This is a genomic window from Rathayibacter sp. SW19 (assembly GCF_030866825.1).
GTDB classification, from domain to species: Bacteria; Actinomycetota; Actinomycetes; order Actinomycetales; family Microbacteriaceae; genus Rathayibacter_A; species Rathayibacter_A soli.
In genome coordinates this window covers 2,066,712-2,091,502 of sequence record NZ_CP133020.1, presented here as the reverse complement: position 1 = coordinate 2,091,502, position 24,791 = coordinate 2,066,712, and the positions used below count along the sequence as shown (strand labels likewise).

Below are 24,791 nucleotides of genomic sequence, written 5' to 3'. Positions count from 1 at the left end.
GCCCGGCAATCACCCGCGCAGGATGATGCCGCCCTCGCGCACGTCAGGCCACCGCAATGCGCTCAGCCGCGGGCGGCCTTCATCGCGGCCTTGTGCGCCTTCTTCGACTCGCGCACGAGGGCGAGCGAGTCCGCGTCGACGATGTCTGCGACCGAGTGGAACGTGCCCGGTTCGCCAAGCGGTGCGGATGCTTCGCGCCAGCCGGGCGCATCCAGCCCGTACTGCTTGCCGAGCAGCGCGAGGAAGATCTTCGCCTTCTGGTCGCCGAACCCGGGCAGCTTCTTCAACCGGGCGAGCACCTCGACGCCGGTCGGGTCGCCGCGCTTCCAGATCGCGGACGCATCGCCGCCCCAGTCCTCCACGACCGTGCGGCACAGGGTCTGCACGCGAGCGGCCATCGAGCCGGGAAAACGGTGCACCGCCGGTGTCACGCGGAACAGTTCAACGAACGCCTCCGGGTCGTAGGCCGCGATTGCTGCCGCATCAAGGGAGCCCGCGGCGCCCATCCGTGCAGCGATCTTCGCCGGGCCGGCGAACGCGCTTTCCATGGAAACTTGCTGGTCAAGCAGCATTCCGATGACGAGAGCGAGCGGATCGGAGGAGAGCAACGCATCCGCTGCCTGGTCACCGGTCAGATGCAGTTCTGGCTTCATGCGCCCATCATGCCACCCGGTCAGTACGGTTGCACCGTGCGAGTGTGATCCCACGGCACGGCCCAGCCGAGTTCGTCGAACATCCGCGACAACACGATGGCGGTGAAGCCCCAGACCAGGCGACCGTCCACTGCGAACGCCGGCGCGCTGAACACCCGGGACCCGGACCGGTGCTGCGTCATCACCCGGTTGGCGGGATCGAGCATCTCAGCGACCGGTATCCGAAACACGTCGTCGGTCTCCTGGCGGTCGACCGCTGCGACGACTGAGGGAAGGGTCCACCACGCCGCAACTGGCGTAACCACGTGATTGCTCACCGGCACGGACAAGTCGGGCAGCGTGCCGAGCGTTTCAACGCCTGAGGGCTCCAGCCCGGTTTCCTCGACCGCCTCACGCAGCGCCGCAGCAGTGGCATCCACATCGAATGCCTCAACCCGACCACCCGGGAACGCAATCTGGCCCGGATGGTTGTCCAGGGTGTCCGACCGGCGCAGCAGGAGTACGTCGAGGTCGCGCGCGACCGGGGCGAACGCGGCAGCGGATGCCCACACCTCGGACTGCGCCCATGCCGCCACAGGGTCGAGGCGCCCGAAGAGCACCAGCACAGCGGCGCGACGCGCATCAGTTGGGCGCAGCATCATCCGCGATGCGTCGACCTGCCAGTCGAGGCCGCGCATGCAGAGCGCCGCGAGTTGAGCGCGGGCATCGGCGAGCACAGCAGGCATGATCTCAGCCTACGCAGCGCTCAGCGACGGCGTTCACCGGGTTCAGCCGCGCCCGCGATTATGGCGCCGGACCTCGCGGGGTGCGCGACCGCCGAGAAACGACCGACCTGCGTCCACGATGAATCCTTGACGCAGCGCTTCGCGACCGACGAGCATCCGAAACCCCATTTGATCGCGGTTGCTCAACGTCGTCTCGGCTGTGACCGTTCGGCCGAACAGTTCGACATCGACGAGCACCACGATGCGGTCCTCTGCGTGCCCAGACGAACTGCGAACCGTGCGACGATCATGCACCGCACACTCCACAGTGATGACATCCTCAACGGATCGCTGCCACGGTCGCACGCTGAACAGCACGCGGCCTTGCCCCTCGTCTCCCTTGCCTGGTAGTTCCTCGATGTCGAAGGCGTGCAATGACGAACTGCGGGCACCGGTGTCGAGTTTTGCCTTGATCCAGGGCACGCCGATTCCGGGCAGCTTCACCCACTCGCGCCAGCCCACGATGGTGCTTGAATGGAGTTCGTCTCTCACTCCACCATCTTGGCAGGGGCCCCGAATGAAACTCGCTATTCTCTCGCGCGCCCCGCAGGCGTATTCGACGCAGCGGTTGCGTGCGGCTGCGCTTCAACGCGGTCATAGGTCGAAGGTGCTGGACACGCTCCGCTTCGCCATCGACCTATCCGGCCCAGAGCCCGACCTCCAATATCGCGGCAAACTGCTATCGGATTATGACGCGATCCTGCCGCGGATCGGCAGCTCGATCACGTATTTCGGCACGGCCGTCGTGCGTCAATTCGAGCAAATGGATGTCTACACGCCCAACACCGCAAACGGCATCACGAACTCGCGCGACAAGCTGCGTGCGAACCAGATCCTGTCTCGCCACAGCATTGCGATGCCTGCGACGGCGTTCGTGCACAGCCGTGCCGATGTGCGTCTTGCCATCGAACAGGTGGGCGGTGCGCCCGTGGTCATCAAACTACTGGCCGGCACTCAGGGCATCGGCGTGATCCTCGCCCCGGAGGTGAAGATCGCAGAAGCGATCATCGAAACGCTCCATTCAACGAAGCAGAACGTGTTGATTCAGAGCTTCATCTCGGAAAGCCGGGGACGGGACATCCGCGCGCTGGTCGTCGGTGACCGGGTGGTTGCGGCGATGCGACGGGTGGCGACCGGCGATGAGTTCCGGTCGAATCTGCATCGTGGCGGCACCGTTGAACCGGTGGTGCTGGCACCCGACTACGAGTCGGCGGCCGTGCGTTCCGCGCAGATCATGGGCTTGCGCGTCGCAGGAGTCGACATGCTCGAGGGCAACGACGGCCCGCTCGTGATGGAGGTCAACTCCTCCCCCGGGCTCGAGGGTATCGAGCGAGCAACCGGCCTTGACGTCGCCGGGGCAATCATCGACTTCATCGCAAACCAGGTCGCGTTCCCGGAGATCGACGTGCGTCAACGGCTGAGCGTCTCGACCGGGTACGGCGTGGCCGAACTTCTCGTCTACGGCGACGCCGATCTGATCGGCAAACCGCTCGGCGATTCCGGGCTGGGCGAGAGGGACATCACCGTGCTGACGCTGCACCGTGGGGCGATGGTGATTCCGAATCCGCGGAGCGGTGTGGTGCTGGAGGGCGGCGACCGCCTCCTTTGCTTCGGCAAGCTCGAAGAGATGCGTTCGATGATCCCCGAGCGACGCCGACGCCGCACGAAGGTTCGGAAACTGCCGAAAGAGCCGATCCCCGAAGCCTGACGCACGATCAGAAGGCCCGAAGGCTGGAAGGCGAAAAAGCGAGATCAGCGTCTGCGGTTTCGACCGACGCGAGCAGTCGTCTGTTAACCCGCGCGCTTCCGAGGTGAACGGCCACTGACCTCGATCGGGATGTTCCGTGAGAAGAGCAGCGCCACCATCGCGAACAGGATGAGACCGAGGAACGACGCCCGAAGCCCTGACACCTGTGAATCGCTGTAGATCGTGGTCAGTTCCTCGCCTTGGCTGCTGGTCAATCCGGCCTTCGCCGCGATGGCGGGAACGCTGCTGACCGGCACGATTTGGATTCCGGCCTGGCTCGCAGTCGTCACCTGACTTTTAACGGCGGACGGAAGGTCGCTGCTGGCAACCCCGCCCAGGAATGACGACGCCAGTGTGGCGATCAGGATCGAGCCGATGAGCGCTGTTCCAAGCGATGAGCCGAGGTTCTGGAAGACGCCTTGCAGCCCGCCGACCTCGCTTGTCTGCGCCTCGTCGACGGCCGACATGTTGACGTTGCCGAGCTGAGAGGCGAGCAGACCCAGTGCCGCGCCGGCGAAGAACATTCCGAAGCCGAACGCGATCGATTTGAGCTCCAGAGACACCGATGCGAGCAGTGTCACGCAACTCGCGATGAGTACCAGTTGACCGAGCCGAACGATCGCGCGAGGGGACCAAATCGAAGACAGACGCGTTCCCACGATCGAAAAAAGTATGAGTGCCACGGACAACGGGAAGACCTTCAACCCTGTGTCGAGTGCGTTGTAGCCGAGCGTCATCTGCAGGTAGACGGGGATCATGAAGAACAAGCCGGCCGTCACGACATATTGCGCGGCGAGTACCGAGAGGCCGGCACGCAGCCGCGCGATGCCGAACATCGACACCTGAAGCAACGCGGGTCGTCCTGCCTCCACGAGCTGACGCTGCCGCACAAAGAACCACCACAACAGAGCGGCACCGGCGACGATGAAGTACGGAACCAACGACAGCCCGAGAGGCTCGATCGGCTTGCCGGAAATCGTCGGTGGGTGAGCCGGAAGCACCCACCCCCAAACGCTGCTGCGCAACATTCCAAAAACGATGAGCACCAGCCCCGCCGCCGACAGCAGCACGCTCAGCACATCAACACGGATGCTTCGCGGCTGGCTGGTATCGGCGACGAATCGGGCGAACAACAGCACGATCACCATGATCACCGACTCCCCGAAGAACACGTACCGCCAACTCAGGTAGGTGGTGAGAAACCCGCCGATCAACGGACCGGCCGCAACGGCTGCGCCGGAAATCGCGCCGATGATGGCATAGGCGGTGACCCGGTCGTGACCCGTGTAGTTGTTCGCAACGAGGGCGGCAATGGCAGGGATGACCAATACCGCTCCGAGTCCTTCGATGACCGACCAGCCAAGGAAGAGTACGGCAAAGTTCGGGCTGAGCGCGGTCGTCAGCGAGCCGCACGCGTACACGATCGATCCAATGACGAACGCGCGACGGCGCCCCCAGACGTCTCCGAGTTTCGCGCCAAGGAGCATGACCGCGGCCATCGTGAGGGTGTAGAAGGTGATCGCGCCTTGCATTGCCGCGACGCTGGTGTGCAGGTCTTTCACCACGGTTGAGATCGACACGTTCATGACCGTGCTATCGAGCACCATGACGAACTGCGCACACCCGAGCAGCAATACCGGCACCCATTTTTTCCGTGTGTTGCCCACCATTTGTGTCGCCCGCAATCGATCCGGCGTTTTGACACCTGACAGTAACGTCGCGGATCTGCCGCGACATCACCCCATGAGGATGACGAAAGTGGTCGCACCAACGAGAGCTGCGTGTGTCGACGATACTGGAGACTGGCGATCACCTGCTCTGTGCGGCACGTTCGAAGAAACGCGCCCGATGTTCCCGACTGGTGTCGCATGAAGGTGCGCATATCGCCGTAGGAACTGAGTCCGTAAGCCTGAGGAGGCGCCATGCCGCATGGCTACCCGCTCTACACGACCGTGGAGGTCGAGTGCCTGTGCTGTGGCTCTCTGCAGCCATTCAGGTTCACGGCCGCGACGGACCAGGTCGTCTGCACGCACTGCACGAAGCATCTCGGCAGTGACAAGGCCGAACGCCGCGATCGCGAGCATGTCGCGCTCTGGAGTGCCATCGACGAGGATCGTCGAGCTCGCTTCGCGGCGTTGGCCGCGCAGGCGGCGGCGGATGCGGCCACCGCAGCTGCCGCTCTCGCCGCGCTGAGCGCACAGGTGGCCGAGCTCTCGCGCACGGTCATCGGCCAGTTCGACGCTGAGCCGGGCTCAGGCGTCCGCGCCGAACTGCAGAACGAGCTGGTGCGGCGCGCGGAGCGCAAAGCCGAACTCGCGGGGCGGTATTCGGATCGTCTGATGGTGGTTCTCTGGAGGCTGGCCGCGCTGCACCATCCGGATGCCGCGCATGCCTCGCGCTGCAATTGCGGCACCGCGATCACTGCGTGCGCAGAATTCCGGCTGGCCGATGCGGAGCGCGCTGCGATCGCGCAGTGGGAGTCGAAGCAACTCGGTCTGCTCCGGGCCGGAGCCCGGCATGCGCTGCCAGCCGAGCATCCTGAGGTCGCGGCCGCGCGGAAATGATTCGGCCGTGCGGGCAATCGCTGTGCGTGACGTTTCCGCAGAATCGCACTACCCGACGCGGTGACGCGCCACACTCGCCAGCTCGTCTGCGTCCAGTGCAAAGAGATCGCGCGACCCTGCCGTAGCAGCCGGCAGCAGCCCGGCACACTGCGGCAGCAGCTGCTCCGCATAGAACCGTGCCAGAACGAGCTGAGTTTCGGCACCCTCGGCGCTGTCCAGCTTCGAACCCGCCAGTGCAGAGCGCGCCATCAGCCAGCCGCAAACAACCAGACCCCACATGCGCAGGTACGGGCTCGACCCGGACAGCACAGCGTTCGGATCGGTCGGTCCCGTCTTCAGCATCCATACCGTCGCGTGCTGCAGGGCGTTCAGTTGTTCCGTCAGTTGTGCGCGGATCGAAGCGAACTCAGCGCCGGCGTCCGCCAGTTCGGCATCGATCTCACGCATTGTCGCGATGAACTCCAGCACAGAAGCACCGTCACGCACGCCGAGCTTGCGGCCGACGAGATCAGCCGCCTGGATGCCGTTCGTCCCCTCGTAGATCGCGGCGATTCGCACATCCCGATAGTGTTGCGCGGCGCCAGTTTCCTCGATGTAGCCCATGCCACCATGGATCTGCAATGCGAGCGACGTGAGTTCGTTTCCGAGATCGGTGCCGAATCCCTTGCAGATCGGCGTCAGCAGACCTACGATTTCGTCTGCTCGCGCCCGGGACGCCGGATCAGGGTCATGGGTGCTGTGATCGACATACGCAGAATTCAGCAGCATCAGGCGGCGCAACGCAGCCAGATACGCTTTCTGGGTCATCAGCATCCGTCGCACGTCGGGAAAGTCGATGATCGCCGAGTCGGGCTCGGATGCGTCGATCGCGCGACCCTGCCTGCGTTCTTGTGCATATTCCAGCGACTGCTGATACGCGCGCTCTCCAACCGCGAGCCCCTGCATGCCAACCGACAGTCTCGCACTGTTCATCATGACGAACATGATGCGCATGCCGAGGTTCTCTTCGCCGATCAGGTAGCCCGTGGCGTCTTCATACGACTGCACACAGGTGGGTGAGCCGTGGATGCCGAGCTTGTGTTCGAGCGACAGGGTGCTGACGCCGTTCGGCTCGCCGAGCGATCCGTCCGCATTCACGAGCACCTTTGGCACGATGAAGCAAGAGATGCCACGGGTACCGGCAGGGGCGCCCGGGGTGCGTGCGAGCACGAGGTGCACGATCTGCTCGGTCATGTCGTGGTTGCCATACGTGATGAAGATCTTCTGGCCGGTAATTGCATACGTTCCATCGTCGCGGCGCACCGCACGGGTGGTCAACGCCCCGACATCCGAGCCCGCCTGGGGTTCGGTCAGGTTCATCGTCGCCGCCCACTCCCCGGTGACCATCTTGGGCAGATAACGCTGCTTCTGATCGTCGTCGCCGTAGTTCAGCAACGCTTCGATGGCCCCCTGTGTGAGCAGTGGGCCCAATGCGAACGCCATATTCGCGGAAGTCATCATCTCCTGAAGGAGCAGACCGACGGTGCGGGGGAACCCACCGCCGCCGAATTCCTCAGGCAGAGGCACCGCACCCCAGCCCGCTTCGACGTATTGGTGATATGCCTCTTTGAAGCCGTCGGGGGTCACGACCGAACCGTCCGACTGTCGCACGGACCCTTGCAGGTCGCCGGCGCGATTGGTCGGTGCCACAACCTCTGACATGAACTCGCCCGCCTGCTCGAGCAACTCGACGACCGTCTCAAGGTCGGCGTGCTCGAAGCCGGGCAATCCGGCGATCGCCGGATAGTCCACGACATGCTCCAGGATGAATGAGATGTCGGCAAGAGGCGGTCTGTATTCAGTCATGATCGTCACTGTTCCCTTCGGTCAGGTGTGTGTTTCGGTGTCGAAGAAAGATCGTCGGCAGCATTTTCATCGCGAGACTTTTCCGGTCAGGCCGGCAATCGGGCGCAAGAACATCGGTCGTGCGGCCACCCACGCGGCGACCACGATCACCAGCGATGCGGCGAAAATCCAGAAGCCGACCCAATTCACGTCGTTGCTGCTGCCGTACATGTGGTTGAGGTTGCGCAGCGCACCTGTCGAAAGCACGAGCGTCACGTGGGCGACGATGAAGAGCACGAAATACAGCATCACCGGAAAATGGATCGCGCGTGCGAGCGTAATCGGGTAGATCCTGTTCAGCCGAGTTGCGTTCCTCGGCCACGCGCCCGACATCCGCAGGCCTGTGATGATGGCCAGCGGAGCAGCAAGGAAGACCGTGGCGAAGTAGGCCAGCAACTGCAGGCCGTTGTAGTTGACCCATCCGGTTTCAGTCGGCCAGTTCAACGATGCGTACTGGATCGCGACTGAGATGGCGTTCGGAAACACGTCCCAGTGCACCGGGACGATCCGCGTCCATTGCCCGGTCGAGAAGATCAGCACGTAGAACACGATCCCGTTCAGCACCCACAGCCAGCCGAGGCCGAAGTGAAACCACAGATCAAGACTGATCGTGCGCGGCGGATTCTTCGTGCGTATCAGGCCGGTGTTGTTGCGTGTCCAGTGCGCGCTCGGCCTTGCCGTGTTGCGCACCTGCCAGCCCGCACGAATGATCAAGACGATAAGCAAGAAGTTGAGGTAGTGCTGCCACTCCAGCCACACTGGAAATCCGACCGGGGCCCCGGCAGGAAGTTCCGACGTGCCCGGGTAGGTGTGCATGAACGACTGCACGGCTGGAAGACCCCGAATCCAGTTCGCGGCAAGGACCACAAGCAGCAACGCGACCAACGCCGCAGGCACTATCCAGACCAGCTTGAACCATCGAGACGTGGTCAGGGTGCGCGTGTCGGTCTTCACGGGGTCCGTCTTCGCCGGGCTGGTCTTCACTGCTGCGCGCGAGCCTGAATGGACTCGATCAGCTGTGGCACGACCGTGAAAACGTCACCCACGATTCCGTAATCGGCGATGCCGAAGATGGGGGCATCGGCATCCTTGTTGATGGCGACGATCGTCTTCGCCGTCTGCATGCCGGCGCGGTGTTGGATCGCTCCGGAGATTCCGAGCGCGACATACAGTTGCGGCGAAACGGTCGTCCCGGTCTGGCCGACCTGGAATGACTGTGGCACATAGCCCGCATCGACGGCGGCGCGAGAGGCGCCGACGGCTGCACCGAGGGCATCCGCAAGTCGCTCGACCAGCTCGAAGTTCTCCGCAGAACCAAGGCCTCGCCCACCCGAGACAACCGTCGCCGCATCGCGCAACTCTGGCCGGGTCGACGACGACACGGCGTCATGCACGGCGTCGATGAACGCTGCGCTCGCCGAATCGACGGTCACCGGCACCGTCGACGCGGATGCCGTCACCGCCTCCGCGCGCTCTTGCACGGCGCCCGGCCGCACCGTCACGATCACCGGACTGCCGCCGGCCGCAGGTTCGACGGTGGAGTCAACAGTGTACGCACCGCCGAAGATCGAGTGAGTCGCGACGATTTTGTCCGCCTCCATTCGCACCGCTACGGCGTCGATCGCGAGACCCGCGTGCAGCCTCGCCGCCAGACGCCCGGCAACATCACGGCCGTCGGTCGAGTTCGCGATCAGGATTGCGGCGGGCTGAAGCGCCGCATTTGCCGCCACCAGGGCCTCCAGCTCGGGGGACGTCAGCAGTGCGCCCGCCTGGTCGGTTTCGGCGATGAACACGTCGGCGGCGCCCATCGCCCCGAGCTCATCGACGAGCCCGTCGCCGGCGCCAGGAGTGACCGCCAGCACGGCGACGGGCCTTCCCAGCACGGAGGCGGCCCCGAGTAATGCCGCGGCGGTATGGCCGATCTCGCCGGAGGGTGAGATTTCGATGAGTGCAAGTATGTTCGACATCCGCTCGTCCTTCGTCAGATCAGGTGGTTCTCAGCCAGGAATGCAGCAAGTTCGACACCGGCATTCCCCTCATCGGCCACTTTCACACCCGCACTGCGAGCTGGGCGCGTCGTCGTGCTGAGCACGACCGATCGGCCGGCTTCCGCGTCGAGCACGGCTGGATCGAGTCCGAGTTCGCTGAGTGTGGTGACGGTGAGCGGCTTCTTTTTGGCTGACAGGATGCCTTTGAAATTCGGGAACCGAACCTCCGGCATCCGCTCCGTGACGGAGATCACTGCGGGCAGCGACGCGTGCACGTCCAGGCTCCCGGATTCCGTGCCGCGCACCCCGCTGACCGCAGTATCACTGATTTCGACGGATTCGAGGCTGGTCAGGTGCGGCATTCCAAGATGCTCGGCCACCATCGCGGGCACAACCCCGCCGCGCCCATCGGTGGACTCGTTGCCTGCAACGATCAGGTCTGGTGCCTGCGCTGCGAGTGCTGCGGCTAGCACACTCGCGGTGAGGCCGACGTCAGCGCCGGCGAGCGAATCGTCCAGCACGTGCACGGCCGAGTCGGCGCCGAGCGCCAGTGCTTTGCGCAGCGCCGCGGTGACGGATGCCGGCCCCATCGCCACCAACACGACCTCCGTGTCCTTGTTCGCATCTTTGTGCTGGAGCGCTGCCTCGATGGCGCGCTCTGAGATCTCATCGATGATCGGCTCGTTGGCGGCGCGGTCGAGTCGGCCTGTTGCCACGTCGAGGTGCCGCTCTTCGTACGTGTCCGGCACTTGCTTGACAAGCACTGCGATCTTCATTGACCCTGCCTTCATTGACTGGTTCCTCCTGCCAGGTGCGGGTGAATGGCCCCCAGCGTGCCTTCGAATGCGTCGTTCTCTTCCCGATCGTACGGCTCCGCTCGTCAAACCGAGACCAGATCGAGAGCCGTGCAGACAAGCCTAATCGAGTTAATGGTGATTTACTAAGATTTCAGATAATCGCGAGCACCGGTGCTGCACTCCCGTGGATTCCGGCTCGAATTGTGTGCAGGAAGGTCAACCGTCACATGGATTTCGACACAGAAGAAAGTCACGCCGACATCCGCGAAGCGGTCGCAGCGATCACGAAGTCGTTCGGCCGCTCGTACTATGCGGACCACGCCGAGCGCCATCAACCCACCCAGGAGTTGTGGCTCGAACTCGGCAAGCAGGGCTTCATCGGCATCAACCTCCCCGAGGAGTACGGCGGCGGCGGAGCCGGACTCGCGGAACTCGCACTGGTCTGCGAGGAGACCGCTGCGCAAGGCTCTCCCCTCCTGCTCATGCTGGTCTCCAGCGCGATCTCGGGCGAAGTCATCTCGCGATACGGCAGCACGCAACAGAAAGAAACTTGGTTGCCCCGTATGGCGAGCGGAGAAACGAAAGTCGTCTTCGCCATCACAGAACCTGATGCCGGGTCCAACACTCTTCGTATGTCGACCACCGCCACACGAGACGGCGACGGTGAGGCTGCCGACTGGCTGCTGAACGGAACCAAGTACTACATTTCCGGTGTCGACGAGGCGGATGCCGTGCTCGTCGTCGCCCGCACCGGCACGGATCACAAGTCAGGCAAAGCACTCCTGTCGTTGTTCATCGTTCCGACGGATGCGCCCGGCTTCACGGCGCAGAATCTGCCGGTGTCGGCATCCCTGCCGGAAAGGCAGTTCACGCTGTTCTTCGACAACGTGCGGCTGGGCGCCGATCAACTCGTCGGAGTACTGGACGAGGGCTTCGCCGAGGTTTTCCACGGGCTCAACCCGGAGCGCATTGTCGGCGCGGCCATCTGCGTCGGCGTCGGCCGCTTTGCGCTTGAGAAGGCCGCAGAATATGCGCGGACCCGACAGGTGTGGGACGTGCCGATCGGCGCCCACCAGGGCATCGCACACGCACTGGCCGCCGCAAAGATCGAGATCGAACTGGCGGCACTCATGACAGACAAGGCCGCCTGGTTGCACGACTACGGACGCCCGGCGGGTGAGGCGTCGAACATGGCCAAGTACGCGGCAGCCGAGGCCGCGTTGGTGGCCGTGGACGCCGCCATCCAGACGCACGGCGGCAACGGGCTGAGCACGGAATTCGGTTTGATCCCGCTGTGGGGCATCGTCAGGCTGTTGAAGATCGCCCCGGTCAGCCGAGAGATGGTGCTCAACTACGTCGCTCGGCACTCACTGGATCTGCCGCGGTCGTACTGACACTCCTTGTTCAACCGCTGTGCCCCTGAGCAGTCTTCGCTCGCCGGCAGCAGCGCGGCGCACCTACGCGATGACGTAACAGGTCTTAGCATTCGCGTCACGATTCAGTGGGCATGTCACGCTTGATCTATGTAGCGCGCACCGCGCACAACGTGACCACAGCATCCGCCGAATCGAAAGGGGTAACGATGGCTTTGCCCCGGACCGCGGAACCGCAGACTGCCGACCAGCAGATCGCCGACCAGCAGACCATCGAACGGCGAGAGGGGTTTGCAACCCAGCAACTGCACGCGGGCGACGTCGGCGTTATCACTGCGAACCCGCGCGCGACACCGATCTATCTGAGCGCCGGTTTCGCGTTCGACGATTTCGACCAGGCCGCCGAAGAATTCAGCACCGGCGACGGCTACTCTTACACGAGGGTGAGCAACCCGACCTCGGCAGCGGTGGAACGACGTGTCGCGGCCTTGGAACACGGTGCAGCCGGATTGCTGGTCGGCAGCGGCCAGGCCGCCGTCGCGATAACCGTGCTCGGGCTCCTGCAGGCGGGCCAGCACGTCGTCTCGGCGAGCAGCATCTACGAGGGAACACGCGGGCTGTTCCTCGACAATCTGCCGCGACTGGGCATCGAAACCGACTTCGTGAACGACGCGAACGACCCCGTCGAATGGGAGCGCTTGATCCGGCCGACGACACGGGCGCTGTTCGCAGAGTCGATTCCGAACCCGAAGAACGACATCCTGGACATCGCTGCGGTCGCGAAGGTCGCACACGCGCACGGGATCCCGTTGATCGTCGACAACACACTGGCCACGCCCTACCTCCTGCGACCGATCGAACACGGTGCGGACATGGTCATTCACTCGGCCAGCAAATTCCTCGCAGGCCACGGCGCCGTACTGGGTGGCATCATCGTGGACAACGGTCAGTTTGACGCAGAAAGTTCCGGCAGCCTGTTTCCGCACCTGACCAGCAGCGGGCGCCTCGGCAGCCCCAGCTTTGCCGAGCGAACAGGCGGCCTGGCACGGTTCGCGTATCTGCGCGAAGTGGTCTCGATGCGCTTCGGTCCGACACCCTCACCGCTCAACGCGTTCCTGATCAACCAGGGCATCGAAACGCTCTCACTGCGCGTCGAACGCCAGAGCGAGAACGCGCTCGGCGTCGCCCGCTGGCTCGAACAGCGGCCAGAGGTTCACTCGGTGGACTACTCCGGGCTTGAGTCGAACCCGTTTCACGCGCTTGCACAGCGGTATCTCCCCGATGGCCAGGGCTCGGTCTTCTCGTTCACGTTGCGCGGCGGTATCGAGGCGGCACGCCGATTCGTCAACGCGCTGACGGTGTTCACCCACATGACGCATCTCGGCGATGTGCGCTCGCTCATCCTGCATCCGGCCACGACAAGTCACAACCTGCGCACAGACGACGAGCGCAGCCAGTCGGGCATCTGGCCGGGCACGCTCCGGCTCTCGATCGGCATCGAAGATGTGGCCGACCTTATCAACGATCTCGACCGCGGACTCGCTGCGGTGCGAGCAGGCGCACTATGACCCGTCAGCAGCATTTCGGCTGGTTCTTGGCGCGCGGTTTCGGGCCGCACGGTTGGGGGCATCCGTATCTCGACTGGAATTACCGGTGGACCGAGCCGGCCCTGTACCAACAGTCAATCCGTGAATTGGAGCAGGCCGGATTCGACCTGCTTATCATCGAGGATGCGCCGTCGCTCGGCAATGCGTCCACGATCGATCTGCGGATTCGGCAGGCGTTCGGCGGCCCAAAACACGACCCGCTGCTGCTCGCACCTTACCTATTCGCCACCACCTCACAGATCGGCGTTGTTCCGACGGTGAACCCGGCGGGTTACCTGCCATACACTGCAGCGCGCCAGTTCGCGACACTGCAACACCTCAGCGGTCACCGGCTCGGCCTGAACGTCGTGACCGACACCGGTAGCGCCCGGCATTTCGGTGGGGACACTCTGTCGCACGACGCCGCCTATGACCGCGCCGAAGAATGGCTCGGCGGCATCAAAGCGCTCTGGAACAGCTGGGGCGACACAGCGCTGATCGCTGATCCCGCACAGGGTCGCTACGCCGACGGCTCGAAGCTGCACACGATCCAGCATCGCGGCGAATACTTCTCCTTCGACGGCCCGCTCAACGCAATCCCGTTCACCGACGGAGAGCCTGTGATCGTCTCCCCCGGCGGTTCCGGGCGCGGCCTCGGGTTCGCCGGTGCGAACTCTGATGTGCAATTGGCCCTCGCTCCGCTCGACGCGGACAGCATTCGCGGTTATCGCGCACGCATCCACGAGGCTGCCCGCGAGCGCGGTCGCTCCTCACGCGATATCAAGATTCTGTTCGCCATCCAACCGGTGCTCGTCTCCAGCGCGGATGAGGCGGACAGGCTGGTGGCGGCATCCGCGAACCCGGATGACGCGGTGATTCTGAACATTGCCGAGCGTCAATCCAGCGACTTGGAGACCGACCTCACCGCGCTCGATTTCGATGCGCCGCTTGACGTGTCGGTGTTCGGCGACCATGTTTCCAAGGGCAGCATCAATCGTCTGCTCGGCGGGCTGGACCCGGCGACCACTCCCCTGCGCACGCTGCTTGAAAAGCAGGCGCGGCTGGGCCGAATCAGCGATCGCAGCGGATTCGTCGGCACTGCTGAAGAGCTGGCCGACCTCATCGAGGACCTCGGCGAGTCCGCTGACAACGACGGGATGCTGTTCTGGGGCGACCTGCACCCGGTCACCGTCCACCGGATGCTGGACGAGCTCGTTCCGATCCTGCGCCGGCGTGGCATTGTCCGCAGCGAGTTCGGCGGCGGAGGGTTGCGCGGCAACCTGCAAGACTTTTAGCGGCATCGCACAGCGAGCGCACCGACCGCGCCGGCTGTGACCGTCTCGACGCGTTCAGCCGGTGAAGTTGACGATGCTGCCCGCCAACGGCAACTCGTTGGAGCGCGGCTGCGTCGCGCTGAGATGGTTTTCGAAGAACGTGCCGGTGAAGTAGAAGTCGGAATTCAGCATCCGTTGCGCTGTGACGAAACCCGCGTAATCGAAATTGCGGACCACATACGGCACTCCGTCGCTTCCGACCAGATTCGGTCCGTCCATGAGTTGAAAGTGCAAATGCGCGGCGTTGGAGTTGCCGGTGTTGCCGAGCTTGGCGATCACCTGGCCGGCGTGGACCTTGTCGCCCGGTTTGACCAGCAACGAGCCCTTCTGGAGGTGCGCATACATGGCCCAGACGCCGCCGCCCAGGTTCTCGACGATGTGGTTGCCGTCCACGTTCTCGACCGTGAGGGTCTTCGCCGCCTCCGGGTCGCTGGCGGGCAGGATGCCGGGCGTATTCGCTGCCAGCGTGTCCAGAGTCGATGAGATGGTGCCATCGGCGACGGCGAGAATGTTCTGCCCGTATGAGAAATAGCTGTCGTTCTTCGTCTTGTCACCGCTATAGAACGCGCCGTTGTCGTCGAGGCGCACCCAATCGATGGCGAAGCGCTGACTGTTCGCCAGTGTGCCGCTGAACGGTTGCAGAGAAGGTACGTGCGGAAGTCCGATCTGGCAGCATCCGTTCATCGCCACCCAGTTCGTGCCGCCCACCGGAGGGGCGATCACGCGCGCGCTGCCGGCGGAGACATTGATCGGGCCGGCAAGATACGTCATCGGCGTGGGTTCTTTCGCGCCCGGGTTGGCTGCGCCTGTGATTTGCAGCCGATGCACCACGATCTTCGGCGCGCCCGCGAGCGATTGCAGTTCGAAATCGACCAGGAGCGCTCGCGCCTGCTGTGCGGGGATGACGGTGTCTGTGGCCGGCTTTGAGGGGAGAAGACGGAGCCGGTTGCAATTGCCGTAATCGCAGCCCGGGTCCACGAGTGCCTTTCCGGAGAACGACGCGAGCGGTGTAGCGCGATGTGCGGAATCCAACACGTCGACCTTCTGGATGTCGGCGGGCACTGCCGAAGCGTTCGTCAGCTGCAGATCGTAGACCACGTGATACCTGCCGTCCGAGCCTTTGAACGGCAGCGTCGGAGAACCGAGCTGTTGAACCGTGACCGGTGTGTACGCCGCAGGGATCGACACCAGCGGGCTCGGCGTCGGGCCCGTACTGGGGCCCGCGCTCGACCCGGCGTTCGGCGTCGCGGTGCACGCAGCGGTCAGAGCCACCAGCGTCATCCCGAGCAGAACGCCGGCGATCCGCCCGCTGCCCGTTCGGCGCGCGCTCCCCCGGCGGGTGCTCCCCCGGCGGGCAGCGGGCTGGTCTGCGATGCCGACGACGACAGAATCTACTGCTGTGTGAGTCATCCACCGGCTCCTTTTGTTGAGGGCCCTCGATCTTTTATACTGGTCCTCTAGCGGACAATGCTAGGCCCTCAAGCGGTCAAGTCCGCAAAAGGACACCGCACGCTTTCATGGACAGCACGGGAGACTCGCCATGGACCGCACTGAAAGAACGTTGCTCGGCACGGCACTACGTGCGCGCCCTCGTACAACGGCAGAACTCGCGGCGCTCGTCGAACGCCCTCTTGATCACGTCGTGGCTCTTCTGACAGAGCTGGAGCACGAAGGTCTGATGCGTCTCGACGGCGATGTGATCCACTACCGATCCCCGGACCGTCTTGTAGCGGACCGAGTCACGGCATTGATTACACAACACGAGCAGCGACTGTTAGACGGTCTCGCAGAGATCCAGGACCTCGTGCGGGACCTGCCCGGGCTCGTCAATGATTGGGCGATCGGCGTGAGCCCCGATGCGCCCGCTCTCGGCGTCGAGCTGCTGCACGGGCCCGACGCTGGAACTGAACTGTGGCGACGGCAATTGCCGGATGGTGCCCCGCTCTTCGCAGCCGCCGTATTACCGGATCTGCATCGCTTCTATTTGCCCGACGTGGCCGAGCAGCAGCGTTTCATCGAGCGAATGGCTACGCGCGGCGCACATGCTCGTGCGATCGTGACCGCGGCCGAGACGAGGCATCCGTCGATCCAGGCCCAACTGGCCCGATTCGCAGCGGCCGGAATCGAAATCCGCATGCATCCACGCCCACCGAGCTGGTTCTGGATCCACGACGATCACACGATCGGAATACCACTCAAGTGGGGCGAAGCGTGGCCGACCAGCGTGATGGCATTACACAGCGAATCGATCACGTCGATGGTGCGCACACTGTTCGAGCAGCTCTGGCGTGAAGCGGTGCCCACGACTGGCGCCGACCGAAGCTGGGACCCACTGTTGCGGTTGATGCGCAATGGAGCGACCCTTGATGCGGCCTCCCGCTGGCTCGGAATCACTCCTCGTACCGGTCGGCGCCGAATCGCGTCAGCCATGGAGCACTACGGAACCGAGACTCTTTTCGCACTCGGCACCGCGTGGGCCGAGGCCGGCGAATCAAGCGGTCCTCAGAGCCGAGCGACCTGAACGTGTTCGCGCCCGGACATCACCGAGGGGCTCGGCAACCGCCGAGCCCCTCCGCGCTCAGTGCATTACGGTGCCGGCGTGAGCCAGGCGGCCCGGGCGCTGCCCCAGCCTGTCTGTGAGTCCCAGCCGACTCCGACCGTCAGTGACGTATTCGTGGTGCCGAAGGAACGCACCGAGTACAGGTACCCGCCGCTCGCATCCACTCCGTTGGCGAAATCAACGCGGATGTTGCCCGCATCGATGCCCGCACCTGTCACGTCGTTGAATCCCGAGTGATCCGCGTAGATCATCGGGTTGAGCAGACCGAAGCGGTGACTGCTGGCCTGGATCTTGAGTGCCGTCATACCTGCGAACAACGGCGATGCGAGGCTCGTCCCTCCGATTCGATAGGTGTCATATGACACACCGGTTGGGAAAGTCTGCGTCTGTCCGACCAGCATCCCGGTCGTCGGGTCGGCGTCCATCGAGACGTCGGGAACAGCACGGCCACCGTTCGGGCTGTTGATTCCAGCGGCGACCTGGTAGGCGGGCTCCGCTATATTCGACGAGTAGCCACCACCACCGCCGTACTGGAACGGGATGGATACTGCCCACGCACCGTTGACGAGCGAGTACTTGGTGGTCTGCCAGCCGGTCTCGCCGACGACTCCCGCTTGAGTGATCGCCGTCGATGTGCCGCCAACGCCTGTCACATATGGATCAGACGCAGGGTAATCGGTCTGCGGTGTACCAAGGGCGGCAGCTTCATCTCCCGCATCCCCGGTGGAGAACACGTAGCTGATGCCCTCGACGGCGCCCTGGAGGAACGCAGCCTCGTAGGCCTGAAACAGTGCCGGCTTAACCACATCGCCCACGCCGCCCCACGAGTTGGTCACGATGTTCGCGACGCCTTCGTCATTGATGCGGTTGAACGTGTCGAGCAGGTCGGAGTCCTGGCAGCTCTTGCCCGCGTAGTAGCGCACGTTCGCTGCCGGCGCCATGGCGTGCACTGCCTCGACATCGAGCGTCTGTTCGCCGTACCACCCTGACGCGTCGCACTGCTTCGGCGACTTGTTGCTGTTCACCTGCGTGAAGGTTCCTGGCAGGTTCTGCGTGTACTGTCCCGTGGCGAACGGCTGGTCACCGGTGCTTGTCGCGTAACGGTTCGCATCGGATTCGATCGTGGGCGAGGCGTATGCATCGGTGATCGCGACTGTCACGCCGCGCCCATCGAGACCGGCTGACGCGCCCGCCTCATAGGCATTGCGCAACTGAGGGCCGGTGTACCCGCACGGCGCGTACGGCAATGCGGTTCCGTTGAACGTTGGCAACGATGTGCCGTCCGGGGTGGGCAGCGTCGTCGGGCTCTGGTCGCCGTACCACTGCGAGCAGACCGGCGCGTTGCGGAACCCGGCGGAGGGCGGCGACGGCTTCTGTGTCTGCGGTTGCACGACCGTGACCGTCGTGTCGAGTCCTGTGATTGCGATGACGGATGCCGCAACAGCGTCGGGAGCGCTCGCTGCGCCCGTCGGCGCCTGAACGCTCAAGCCGTCATGGGTGAACTTCGCGATCGAGACGCCGAACGCCTTGTTCGCCGCTCCCACGCTGCCGGAGGCGTCGATGTAGCGGTGATTGGCTTCCACGCTGACATGCAGGCCGGCGCCGGTCAGCCATGCACTCACGGCGCTGACGGTTGCGGCGGAGGCATCGAATTTCGCGTGGTACTGCGACGGTGTGAGGAACTTGTGCTGACTCGATGCCGTGGCAGCAGCTGTCTGCAGCGCGCCCATCCCGCCGTTCGGTGCGAGGTAGACGCGAGCGTCGACCGGGGCGTTGGCCGGAGCGGGACCGAGATTCTTACCGTGGGCGAGCCAGCCTGGCGCCGAGTTCGGTATCGGTTTCGATGGAGGCGCGGCGTTGGCCGGGCCAGCGCCCGTGAGCGCCACGACCATTGCTGCGATCGCAATCAAGGAAACTTCGAGGACATGTGTACGCATCTAGGATCTCCAGACGTCAGAAGTACGGTCGCTGACGGTCGCCAGTGGCCGCTCGTTGCTAAACGTACGACCGATGACCCCTCGGCGGCAATACCGAATGTTTTCAGTTCTCGGCGAGTCGCATGCCGCGATTCCGAAATCGGTTAGCGCACCTCTGCAGCCTTCTTGAGAGCCGCCAATGTCTCGTGGATGCCCGTGTGTGCGCTGGTTTCGCGCAGCCGCAATTCGGCTTCGGCGCTCGCTCCGTAACGCTCCGTGAAATGACGCACCCCGGCAGGAAGCACCTCCCACGATTCCGTCAGTTGCGTGCCCGCCGCATTCTGTTTGAACGTGTAGCCCCAGCGCGTGCGATCACCGCCGACATTGAAGGCGAATTCGCGCCCTGGGTCGTCTACCGCGACCTGCGAGCGAGTTTCCCAGGTGCGCTCAGGCGTCTCGTTGTGACCGGTGAACCAGGCACCGACGCCGCGGGCGTCGTCATCCCACCAGCAGCCTGTGCACACGGGGCTCCACTCCCCCATGCGCGTGATATCCGACACCAGCGCATAGACCTCCTCAGGTGGCCGCGCGATAGTGATCGACTCCGAGAAGTTCCAGTTGCCCATATCCGAAGTCTAGGCGCGCCGCGGGCGGCAGCGAATCGACAGTTGCGCAGCACACGCACGCAGGCAGAAGATCGAACTCATGAAGCCAGATAAAGGCCTGACGTGTTCGCGGGCCTGAGCGCATTCCCATTGACGCCCATCACCGGCAACGGCATCGATGAGGCCGCCTTTGCCGGCCTCGTCCGACGACTCGCGGATACCGGTGTCGACTCGATCAGTGCGCTGGGTTCGACCGGGAGCTGCGCATACCTCAATCGCGCAGAGCGTGCGCGCGCAGCGACGATCGCCGTCGACAATGCCGGGGGCGTCCCGGTGATCGTCGGAGTCGGAGCCGTGCGTACTCGGCACGTTCTCGCGCACATCGACGATGCTCAGGCCGCAGGTGCGTCGGGGCTGCTCCTACCGGCGATGACGTATCAGCACCTGACTGACGACGAAGTCTTCGACCTCTATGCGGATGCCGCCGAGTTCGCATCGCTGCCCATCATCGTGTACGACAACCCAGGTACCACTCACGTCGATTTCTCCGACGAATTGCATGGCCGGATCGCCCGCCTCGACGGCATCGTCTCGATCAAGATTCCTCCCGTCGCGCTCGACACAGCTCAAGCGACGGCACGCGTCGCGCGCCTTCGAGCGCTCATACCGGCCGACGTCGGCATCGGGGTCAGTGGCGACGAGGCAGGCGCGACCGGGCTGCTGGCGGGCTGCGAGACGTGGTACAGCGCGATCGCGGGCACTGTCCCAGAACCCTGCCTCGAGATCACTCGTGCCGCGGTCGGCGGCAACGCCGAGCAGGCACGCACGTGCTCTGATCGCATGCGGCCCATCTGGACGCTATTGCGCCAGTACGGCAGTTACCGCGTTGCTGCCGCCATCGCCGAATATTTGGGCCTGGTCAAAGGACCGAGCCTGCCTCGGCCGGTTCAGGGGCTCGATCCGTCCGGTCGACGGGCCGTCGCAATGGCGCTCGCCGAAGTCGGCATCAGGTCAGTGTTGTAGAGCGCTCGCCACTGCGCGGGCATACTCTTGTCGAAGCATGCAGGAGGCGTACATGGAAGTCAGCTGGGCGCAAGAGCCTGAACCTCATGATTATCCCGCGGCGATTTCGTACCTCAGCCTCGTCGCCCACCCTGATCGTGCCCGCTCGATCGTGAAAGAGCTGGCCAAACAGCCCGTCGTGCCACACAAGGCGAAAGACGTGCTTCGCGCTGCGCGCCTGCCCCTGCTGCCCCCTGACGACCCATATGTCGCGAAGGATCTGGAACGGGTCAAGCAGGGCAAGAAGCTGAGCCCGGTGTTGCTCATACGCGGCAGCCTCAGCGGCGCGCCGTTGATCATCGCGGACGGTTACCACCGGGTTTGCGCGTCGTATCATGTCAGCGAAGACACGGATATTTCAGCACAACTCGTCACGGTCGATGAGGACTGAGCCATGACGATGGACCGCGTTCCGATCGCGCCGCAGAGCGTCGACGCACCACTCACGCGCTCGGCCGTCTTCCTGGTGCTCGGCGTCACCGACGACGCGGATGCGATCGACACCGTGCGCGCCGTGCTTGCCGATCTTGACGGACTGGTCAAAACGGTCGGCTTCCGCGATCTGCAAGGACGAGTGTCGTGCACCGTTGGGATCGGCAGCCGGATTTGGCCGGACCTGACCGGCCACGATCGACCGGCGGAACTCCATCCGTTCCGCGAGATCGTCGGTGAGGTGCACACGGCCGTCGCAACACCGGGCGATTTGCTGTTCCACATCCGCGCCGAGCGACCCGACCTGTGCTTCGAACTTGAACGCCTGCTCCTCGATTCCTTGGGCAAAGCCGTATCGACCGTCGACGAGGTGACCGGATTCCGCTATTTCGACGCTCGCGACCTTCTCGGTTTCGTCGACGGGACTGCTAACCCGGTGGGGCCAGATCAGCCCGAATCCACTCTCGTCGGTGAGGAAGACCCGGAGTTTGCAGGCGGAAGCTACGTGGTTGTATAGAAGTACCTGCATCCGCTCGCCGCGTGGGCGGCTTTGACTGCGGAGCAACAAGAGGCGATCATCGGGCGTCGGAAACTGGACAACGTGGAACTCGATGATGCTGTGGAAGGTCAGAAATCGCACAAGACCCTGGGCACCATCACCGACGAGCAGGGTGAGCACGACATTCTGCGCGACAACATGCCGTTCGGCCGGCCCGGCAGCGCCGAGTTCGGAACGTATTTCATCGGATACAGCCGATACCTGTGGGTGATCGAACGGATGCTGGAACGCATGTTCATCGGAGACCCTCCCGGCTTGCACGATCGGCTGCTCGATTTCTCCGCGGTACAGACAGGGTGCACCTTCTTCGCCCCTTCAGCAATGATGCTGTCGACACTTGAGGAGGATGCGAACCCGGATGCGGACGCCGATGCCGAATCGCTGGACTCCGGCTCGCTGAGGATCGGCTCGCTGGGGATCGGCTCGCTGAACACCACTACTGCTGAGAGGGCCGGACCATGAATCATCTTCTGCGCGAACTCGCCCCGCTGACCCCGGATGCCTGGGCTCTCCTCGATGGCGAGGCGAGCACCCGGCTTTCCGCTGCGCTCGGTGCGCGCAAACTCGTCGACTTCACTGGCCCGCTCGGCTGGCAACATTCGGCGACGTCCACGGGAGCGCCGTGCACAGGAGCGGAATCACTGAAGCGTAGCCGTTCTCGACAACACCGGTTGGCGTGTCGAAGACCTGCACCTTAGCCGTCTTGCCGTACCGAGGCCAGCCCGGGTCACCCGTTGTGACGAGCCCAACCGCACCGACGTGAACGTCGTTCGCCACGGATTGCGGCAGGTTCGTGCCTGCCACATCGACGACCCGATCTGCGTCGAGACAGTCGAAGAAGAACGGCACATCGAGGCAGTGGAAGGCAAAATTGTGCACCGGAGACCGCCAGGAGAAGCGGTAAGCCCAGGTGGGGGCATCCGCTCGCGCGTCGACGATTTTCAGGATGTAGGTGCGGAAGAGCTTGTCACTCAGATATCGGCCGAGCACCGCCGCGGTGCCGTTCTTCCTGACGTCTGTGTTGGCGGCAAGGTACGCTCGGCGGGGCTCTCCCCTCAAGCCGACCTTGCCGAGCATGAAACCGGCCGGTACCCAGCGCAGCTGCTTCTTGGCGTCTGCGAATGCGATCGAGAACTCATCGTCGGTCGCGCCGAGTACGAGCGGGATCTCTGCACCGACCCCGGCACGAATCGAGTCGAGGGTGGATCGAGTGATCAGTTCGCCGTCGATGACCGGTCCGAGGGCGAGCCCGTCGTCGGCGAAGGAGCGCAGCATGTCCAGCTGTTTGCCCTTGGGCTCCATGGTCTTCTTCTGCAGTTCCAGGAGCTTCAGTTCCGGCACGGATTCGAACCCCGCCCGTGTCGGTTCGACGCCGGCGCTGGCGGCAATGCCCTTCATGAAATCCTTGGCGCGCTCGGGCGCGACGTCGGCCGTCGCGCCCGAGATGCTGTAGACAGCGCGGAACAGCGGATGCGCGCTGGGCATGCCGAGTAGCGTGAGCACAGCGCCGCCACCGGCGGACTGGCCTGCGACTGTAACCCGACCGGGGTCGCCACCGAAGAAGCCGACATTGTCGCGCACCCATTCCAAGGCCAGCAACCAGTCGAGCACACCGCGGTTGTGCGGTGCGCCCTCGATCCAGCCGAAGCCCTCGATGCCCAGGCGGTAGGAGATCACGACGGTGATCACTCCGTCACGGGCGAAAGCCGCACCGTCATACCACGGGCTCGCGGGAGAGCCAGCGAAGAATCCGCCGCCGTGGATGTAGACGAGCACAGGCAGGGCGGCATCCGTACCGGGTGACGGTGTGAACACGTTGACGTTCAGGGTGGATGGGCCGGGGATCGACGGCTCAGGAATCAGCGTGGGCTCTGCATCCCCGCCACGTTGGGCCGTCGCGCCGAATTCGAGCGCGTCGCGAACGCCATCCCATGACGCACGTGGCACGGGAGCGGCGAAGCGCAGGGCGCCCACAGGGGGCTCGGCAAACGGGATGCCCAGAAAAACGGCGCAATCGCCACGCCACCTACCGCGCACCCGGCCCGCCAAAGTCTGCGCCTCGACGAACGCCTCGTTGCCACTAGCACTGCTGTCCACGGATACTCCTCACAAGCTGAAGGTTTGAAAACAGTATCGCGTTCTGTTTTAAGGATCAAGTAAGGCTCAATGTCCTAGGCTGATCGCATGGCAGCACGTGGTTCCTATGCGAAAGGCATCGCAAAACGCGACCAGATCCTGACCACCGCCCTGGACGTCATTGCTCGCCAGGGCTATCGCAAAGCATCGATCCGCGAGCTTGCGGCGGCAGTGGACCTCAGCCAAACCGGCCTGCTGCACTACTTCGGCACAAAAGAGGATCTCTTCATCGAGGTGCTGCGCAAGCGCGACCAGCTCGACGTCGAGGCATACGGCGTCTCCGACCATGGGCCCGCCACGGGCACTGGCAGCGGCACTGGCACCGACACCGGCGCCGACATCATCGGAGCCCTCCTCCGCGTGGTCCGGCACAATGCCGACGTTCCCGGACTCGTGCGGTTGTACACGCAGTTCTCGGCGGAGGCGACGGAACCGGACCACCCGGCGCACGAGTATTTTCGGGAACGCTCCGCGACGTTCAGGTTCACCGTGGCGGCCGCGATCCGTCAGCAACAACGCGCCGGAAAACTGGCGAGTTCACTCGATCCCGACCGCATCGCAATGCTTCTCATCGCCGCGATCGACGGACTCCAAACCCAGTGGATGCTCGATGACAGCGTCGACATGGCAGCGCACGTCGCGCAACTCTGGGACTACCTCACTCGCGCCTCACACGCTGCTGAAGCATGAGGTTCTGGCGGCGGGCGAGATGCCGCCAAATTACCGTTGAACGGTTTGTTAGGTCAGCACTCGAGGGTGCGACAACGGGGTCATCTCGTCCACCTGTGACTATCGTCGCGCATGTTCGAACCCTGGTCAACACCGGCGTAG

The 24,791-nt window shown here is 64.1% G+C and carries 21 protein-coding genes and 2 pseudogenes; 11 read left to right on the top strand and 12 right to left on the bottom strand.

Annotation, left to right across the window (positions count from 1 at the left end; genetic code table 11):
• Positions 1 to 62: 62 nt before the first annotated feature.
• The 3 genes from QU604_RS09570 to QU604_RS09560 are packed head-to-tail and all read right to left on the bottom strand — an operon-like array spanning position 63 to position 1,909.
• Positions 63 to 653: an HhH-GPD-type base excision DNA repair protein gene (locus tag QU604_RS09570; protein WP_308468574.1), complete on the bottom strand. Its 591-nt coding sequence runs from the start codon at positions 651 to 653 to the stop codon at positions 63 to 65.
• A 20-nt stretch (positions 654 to 673) separates the two neighbouring features.
• Positions 674 to 1,378 (bottom strand): NUDIX hydrolase, encoded by a 705-nt coding sequence (locus QU604_RS09565; RefSeq protein WP_308468573.1) that lies wholly within the window; start codon positions 1,376 to 1,378, stop codon positions 674 to 676.
• Between the two features lie 42 nt (positions 1,379 to 1,420).
• Positions 1,421 to 1,909 carry an ATP-dependent zinc protease family protein gene (locus tag QU604_RS09560; RefSeq protein ID WP_308468572.1) on the bottom strand — a complete coding sequence of 163 codons (489 nt, stop codon included), beginning with the start codon at positions 1,907 to 1,909 and terminating at the stop codon, positions 1,421 to 1,423.
• Between the two features lie 25 nt (positions 1,910 to 1,934).
• On the opposite strand from QU604_RS09560, the gene QU604_RS09555 reads away from it, so the two are divergent.
• Positions 1,935 to 3,125, top strand: coding sequence for a RimK family alpha-L-glutamate ligase (locus QU604_RS09555; protein ID WP_308468571.1), 1,191 nt, complete (start codon positions 1,935 to 1,937; stop codon positions 3,123 to 3,125).
• 83 nt (positions 3,126 to 3,208) lie between these two features.
• Here the strand turns inward: QU604_RS09555 and QU604_RS09550 are convergent, their stop codons facing one another.
• Positions 3,209 to 4,834, bottom strand: coding sequence for an MFS transporter (locus QU604_RS09550; protein WP_308468570.1), 1,626 nt, complete (start codon positions 4,832 to 4,834; stop codon positions 3,209 to 3,211).
• A gap of 252 nt (positions 4,835 to 5,086) precedes the next feature.
• Here QU604_RS09550 and QU604_RS09545 point away from each other — a divergent pair, with 252 nt between their 5' ends.
• Complete coding sequence (locus tag QU604_RS09545; protein ID WP_308468569.1) at positions 5,087 to 5,728, top strand: hypothetical protein; 642 nt, start codon at positions 5,087 to 5,089, stop codon at positions 5,726 to 5,728.
• Between the two features lie 48 nt (positions 5,729 to 5,776).
• Here the strand turns inward: QU604_RS09545 and QU604_RS09540 are convergent, their stop codons facing one another.
• From QU604_RS09540 to QU604_RS09525, 4 genes are all read right to left on the bottom strand, one after another.
• Positions 5,777 to 7,573: an acyl-CoA dehydrogenase gene (locus QU604_RS09540; protein WP_308468568.1), complete on the bottom strand. Its 1,797-nt coding sequence runs from the start codon at positions 7,571 to 7,573 to the stop codon at positions 5,777 to 5,779.
• Between the two features lie 66 nt (positions 7,574 to 7,639).
• Positions 7,640 to 8,566, bottom strand: a complete 927-nt coding sequence (locus QU604_RS09535) for a cytochrome b/b6 domain-containing protein (RefSeq protein WP_308468567.1) — start codon at positions 8,564 to 8,566, stop codon at positions 7,640 to 7,642.
• A 26-nt stretch (positions 8,567 to 8,592) separates the two neighbouring features.
• Positions 8,593 to 9,579 (bottom strand): electron transfer flavoprotein subunit alpha/FixB family protein, encoded by a 987-nt coding sequence (locus QU604_RS09530; RefSeq protein WP_308468566.1) that lies wholly within the window; start codon positions 9,577 to 9,579, stop codon positions 8,593 to 8,595.
• A 14-nt stretch (positions 9,580 to 9,593) separates the two neighbouring features.
• Positions 9,594 to 10,376, bottom strand: a complete 783-nt coding sequence (locus QU604_RS09525; protein WP_308468565.1) for an electron transfer flavoprotein subunit beta/FixA family protein — start codon at positions 10,374 to 10,376, stop codon at positions 9,594 to 9,596.
• A gap of 248 nt (positions 10,377 to 10,624) precedes the next feature.
• On the opposite strand from QU604_RS09525, the gene QU604_RS09520 reads away from it, so the two are divergent.
• The 3 genes from QU604_RS09520 to QU604_RS09510 all read left to right on the top strand — a co-directional run bounded on the left by QU604_RS09520 (position 10,625) and on the right by QU604_RS09510 (position 14,651).
• On the top strand, positions 10,625 to 11,791 hold the full coding sequence (locus QU604_RS09520) for an acyl-CoA dehydrogenase family protein (RefSeq protein ID WP_308468564.1): 1,167 nt from the start codon (positions 10,625 to 10,627) through the stop codon (positions 11,789 to 11,791).
• Positions 11,792 to 11,979: 188 nt separating this feature from the next.
• Positions 11,980 to 13,338, top strand: coding sequence for an O-acetylhomoserine aminocarboxypropyltransferase/cysteine synthase family protein (locus QU604_RS09515; protein ID WP_308468563.1), 1,359 nt, complete (start codon positions 11,980 to 11,982; stop codon positions 13,336 to 13,338).
• Positions 13,335 to 14,651, top strand: a complete 1,317-nt coding sequence (locus tag QU604_RS09510) for an LLM class flavin-dependent oxidoreductase (protein ID WP_308468562.1) — start codon at positions 13,335 to 13,337, stop codon at positions 14,649 to 14,651. Before QU604_RS09515 ends, QU604_RS09510 begins: the two co-directional genes overlap by 4 nt.
• A gap of 54 nt (positions 14,652 to 14,705) precedes the next feature.
• On the opposite strand, the gene QU604_RS09505 is transcribed toward QU604_RS09510, so the two are convergent.
• Positions 14,706 to 16,100, bottom strand: a complete 1,395-nt coding sequence (locus QU604_RS09505) for a M23 family metallopeptidase (protein ID WP_308468561.1) — start codon at positions 16,098 to 16,100, stop codon at positions 14,706 to 14,708.
• Between the two features lie 130 nt (positions 16,101 to 16,230).
• Here QU604_RS09505 and QU604_RS09500 point away from each other — a divergent pair, with 130 nt between their 5' ends.
• A complete protein-coding gene (locus QU604_RS09500) occupies positions 16,231 to 17,211 on the top strand; it encodes a hypothetical protein (RefSeq protein ID WP_308468560.1) in 981 nt (326 codons plus the stop codon).
• A 65-nt stretch (positions 17,212 to 17,276) separates the two neighbouring features.
• Here QU604_RS09500 and QU604_RS09495 read toward each other — a convergent pair whose 3' ends face one another.
• Together QU604_RS09495 and QU604_RS09490 are read right to left on the bottom strand one after the other, a co-directional pair.
• Positions 17,277 to 19,187 carry a S53 family peptidase gene (locus QU604_RS09495; RefSeq protein ID WP_308468559.1) on the bottom strand — a complete coding sequence of 637 codons (1,911 nt, stop codon included), beginning with the start codon at positions 19,185 to 19,187 and terminating at the stop codon, positions 17,277 to 17,279.
• 143 nt (positions 19,188 to 19,330) lie between these two features.
• Entirely contained in the window at positions 19,331 to 19,792 is a 462-nt protein-coding gene (locus QU604_RS09490) for an SRPBCC family protein (protein WP_308468558.1), read from the bottom strand.
• 102 nt (positions 19,793 to 19,894) lie between these two features.
• Between QU604_RS09490 and QU604_RS09485 the strand changes: the two genes are divergently transcribed.
• From QU604_RS09485 to QU604_RS09470, 4 genes and pseudogenes are all read left to right on the top strand, one after another.
• Positions 19,895 to 20,794, top strand: coding sequence for a dihydrodipicolinate synthase family protein (locus QU604_RS09485; protein WP_308468557.1), 900 nt, complete (start codon positions 19,895 to 19,897; stop codon positions 20,792 to 20,794).
• A gap of 52 nt (positions 20,795 to 20,846) precedes the next feature.
• The gene (locus QU604_RS09480; protein WP_308468556.1) at positions 20,847 to 21,224 is read left to right on the top strand and encodes a hypothetical protein; all 378 of its coding nucleotides are present in this window, start codon (positions 20,847 to 20,849) and stop codon (positions 21,222 to 21,224) included.
• A gap of 3 nt (positions 21,225 to 21,227) precedes the next feature.
• Positions 21,228 to 22,286: pseudogene (locus tag QU604_RS09475) on the top strand (Dyp-type peroxidase).
• Positions 22,283 to 22,414 (top strand): annotated as a pseudogene (locus QU604_RS09470) (encapsulin); the annotation flags it as partial. The pseudogenes QU604_RS09475 and QU604_RS09470, both read left to right, overlap by 4 nt.
• On the opposite strand, the gene QU604_RS09465 reads toward QU604_RS09470, so the two are convergent.
• Positions 22,398 to 23,921: a carboxylesterase/lipase family protein gene (locus QU604_RS09465; RefSeq protein WP_308468555.1), complete on the bottom strand. Its 1,524-nt coding sequence runs from the start codon at positions 23,919 to 23,921 to the stop codon at positions 22,398 to 22,400. The pseudogene QU604_RS09470 and the gene QU604_RS09465 sit on opposite strands and share 17 nt — an antisense overlap.
• A gap of 87 nt (positions 23,922 to 24,008) precedes the next feature.
• Between QU604_RS09465 and QU604_RS09460 the strand changes: the two genes are divergently transcribed.
• On the top strand, positions 24,009 to 24,650 hold the full coding sequence (locus tag QU604_RS09460) for a TetR/AcrR family transcriptional regulator (protein ID WP_308468554.1): 642 nt from the start codon (positions 24,009 to 24,011) through the stop codon (positions 24,648 to 24,650).
• The last annotated feature ends 141 nt before the right edge of the window (positions 24,651 to 24,791 follow it).

Coding starts and splice junctions, on each gene's coding strand:
- QU604_RS09525 (WP_308468565.1), bottom strand. CDS start 10,376: ATGAAGATCGCAGTGCTTGTCAAGCAAGTGCCGGACACGTACGAAGAG.
- QU604_RS09500 (WP_308468560.1), top strand. CDS start 16,231: ATGGACCGCACTGAAAGAACGTTGCTCGGCACGGCACTACGTGCGCGC.
- QU604_RS09555 (WP_308468571.1), top strand. CDS start 1,935: ATGAAACTCGCTATTCTCTCGCGCGCCCCGCAGGCGTATTCGACGCAG.
- QU604_RS09515 (WP_308468563.1), top strand. CDS start 11,980: ATGGCTTTGCCCCGGACCGCGGAACCGCAGACTGCCGACCAGCAGATC.
- QU604_RS09480 (WP_308468556.1), top strand. CDS start 20,847: ATGGAAGTCAGCTGGGCGCAAGAGCCTGAACCTCATGATTATCCCGCG.
- QU604_RS09495 (WP_308468559.1), bottom strand. CDS start 19,187: ATGCGTACACATGTCCTCGAAGTTTCCTTGATTGCGATCGCAGCAATG.
- QU604_RS09505 (WP_308468561.1), bottom strand. CDS start 16,100: ATGACTCACACAGCAGTAGATTCTGTCGTCGTCGGCATCGCAGACCAG.
- QU604_RS09520 (WP_308468564.1), top strand. CDS start 10,625: ATGGATTTCGACACAGAAGAAAGTCACGCCGACATCCGCGAAGCGGTC.
- QU604_RS09530 (WP_308468566.1), bottom strand. CDS start 9,579: ATGTCGAACATACTTGCACTCATCGAAATCTCACCCTCCGGCGAGATC.
- QU604_RS09570 (WP_308468574.1), bottom strand. CDS start 653: ATGAAGCCAGAACTGCATCTGACCGGTGACCAGGCAGCGGATGCGTTG.
- QU604_RS09540 (WP_308468568.1), bottom strand. CDS start 7,573: ATGACTGAATACAGACCGCCTCTTGCCGACATCTCATTCATCCTGGAG.
- QU604_RS09460 (WP_308468554.1), top strand. CDS start 24,009: ATGGCAGCACGTGGTTCCTATGCGAAAGGCATCGCAAAACGCGACCAG.
- QU604_RS09490 (WP_308468558.1), bottom strand. CDS start 19,792: ATGGGCAACTGGAACTTCTCGGAGTCGATCACTATCGCGCGGCCACCT.
- QU604_RS09550 (WP_308468570.1), bottom strand. CDS start 4,834: ATGGTGGGCAACACACGGAAAAAATGGGTGCCGGTATTGCTGCTCGGG.
- QU604_RS09510 (WP_308468562.1), top strand. CDS start 13,335: ATGACCCGTCAGCAGCATTTCGGCTGGTTCTTGGCGCGCGGTTTCGGG.
- QU604_RS09545 (WP_308468569.1), top strand. CDS start 5,087: ATGCCGCATGGCTACCCGCTCTACACGACCGTGGAGGTCGAGTGCCTG.
- QU604_RS09565 (WP_308468573.1), bottom strand. CDS start 1,378: ATGCCTGCTGTGCTCGCCGATGCCCGCGCTCAACTCGCGGCGCTCTGC.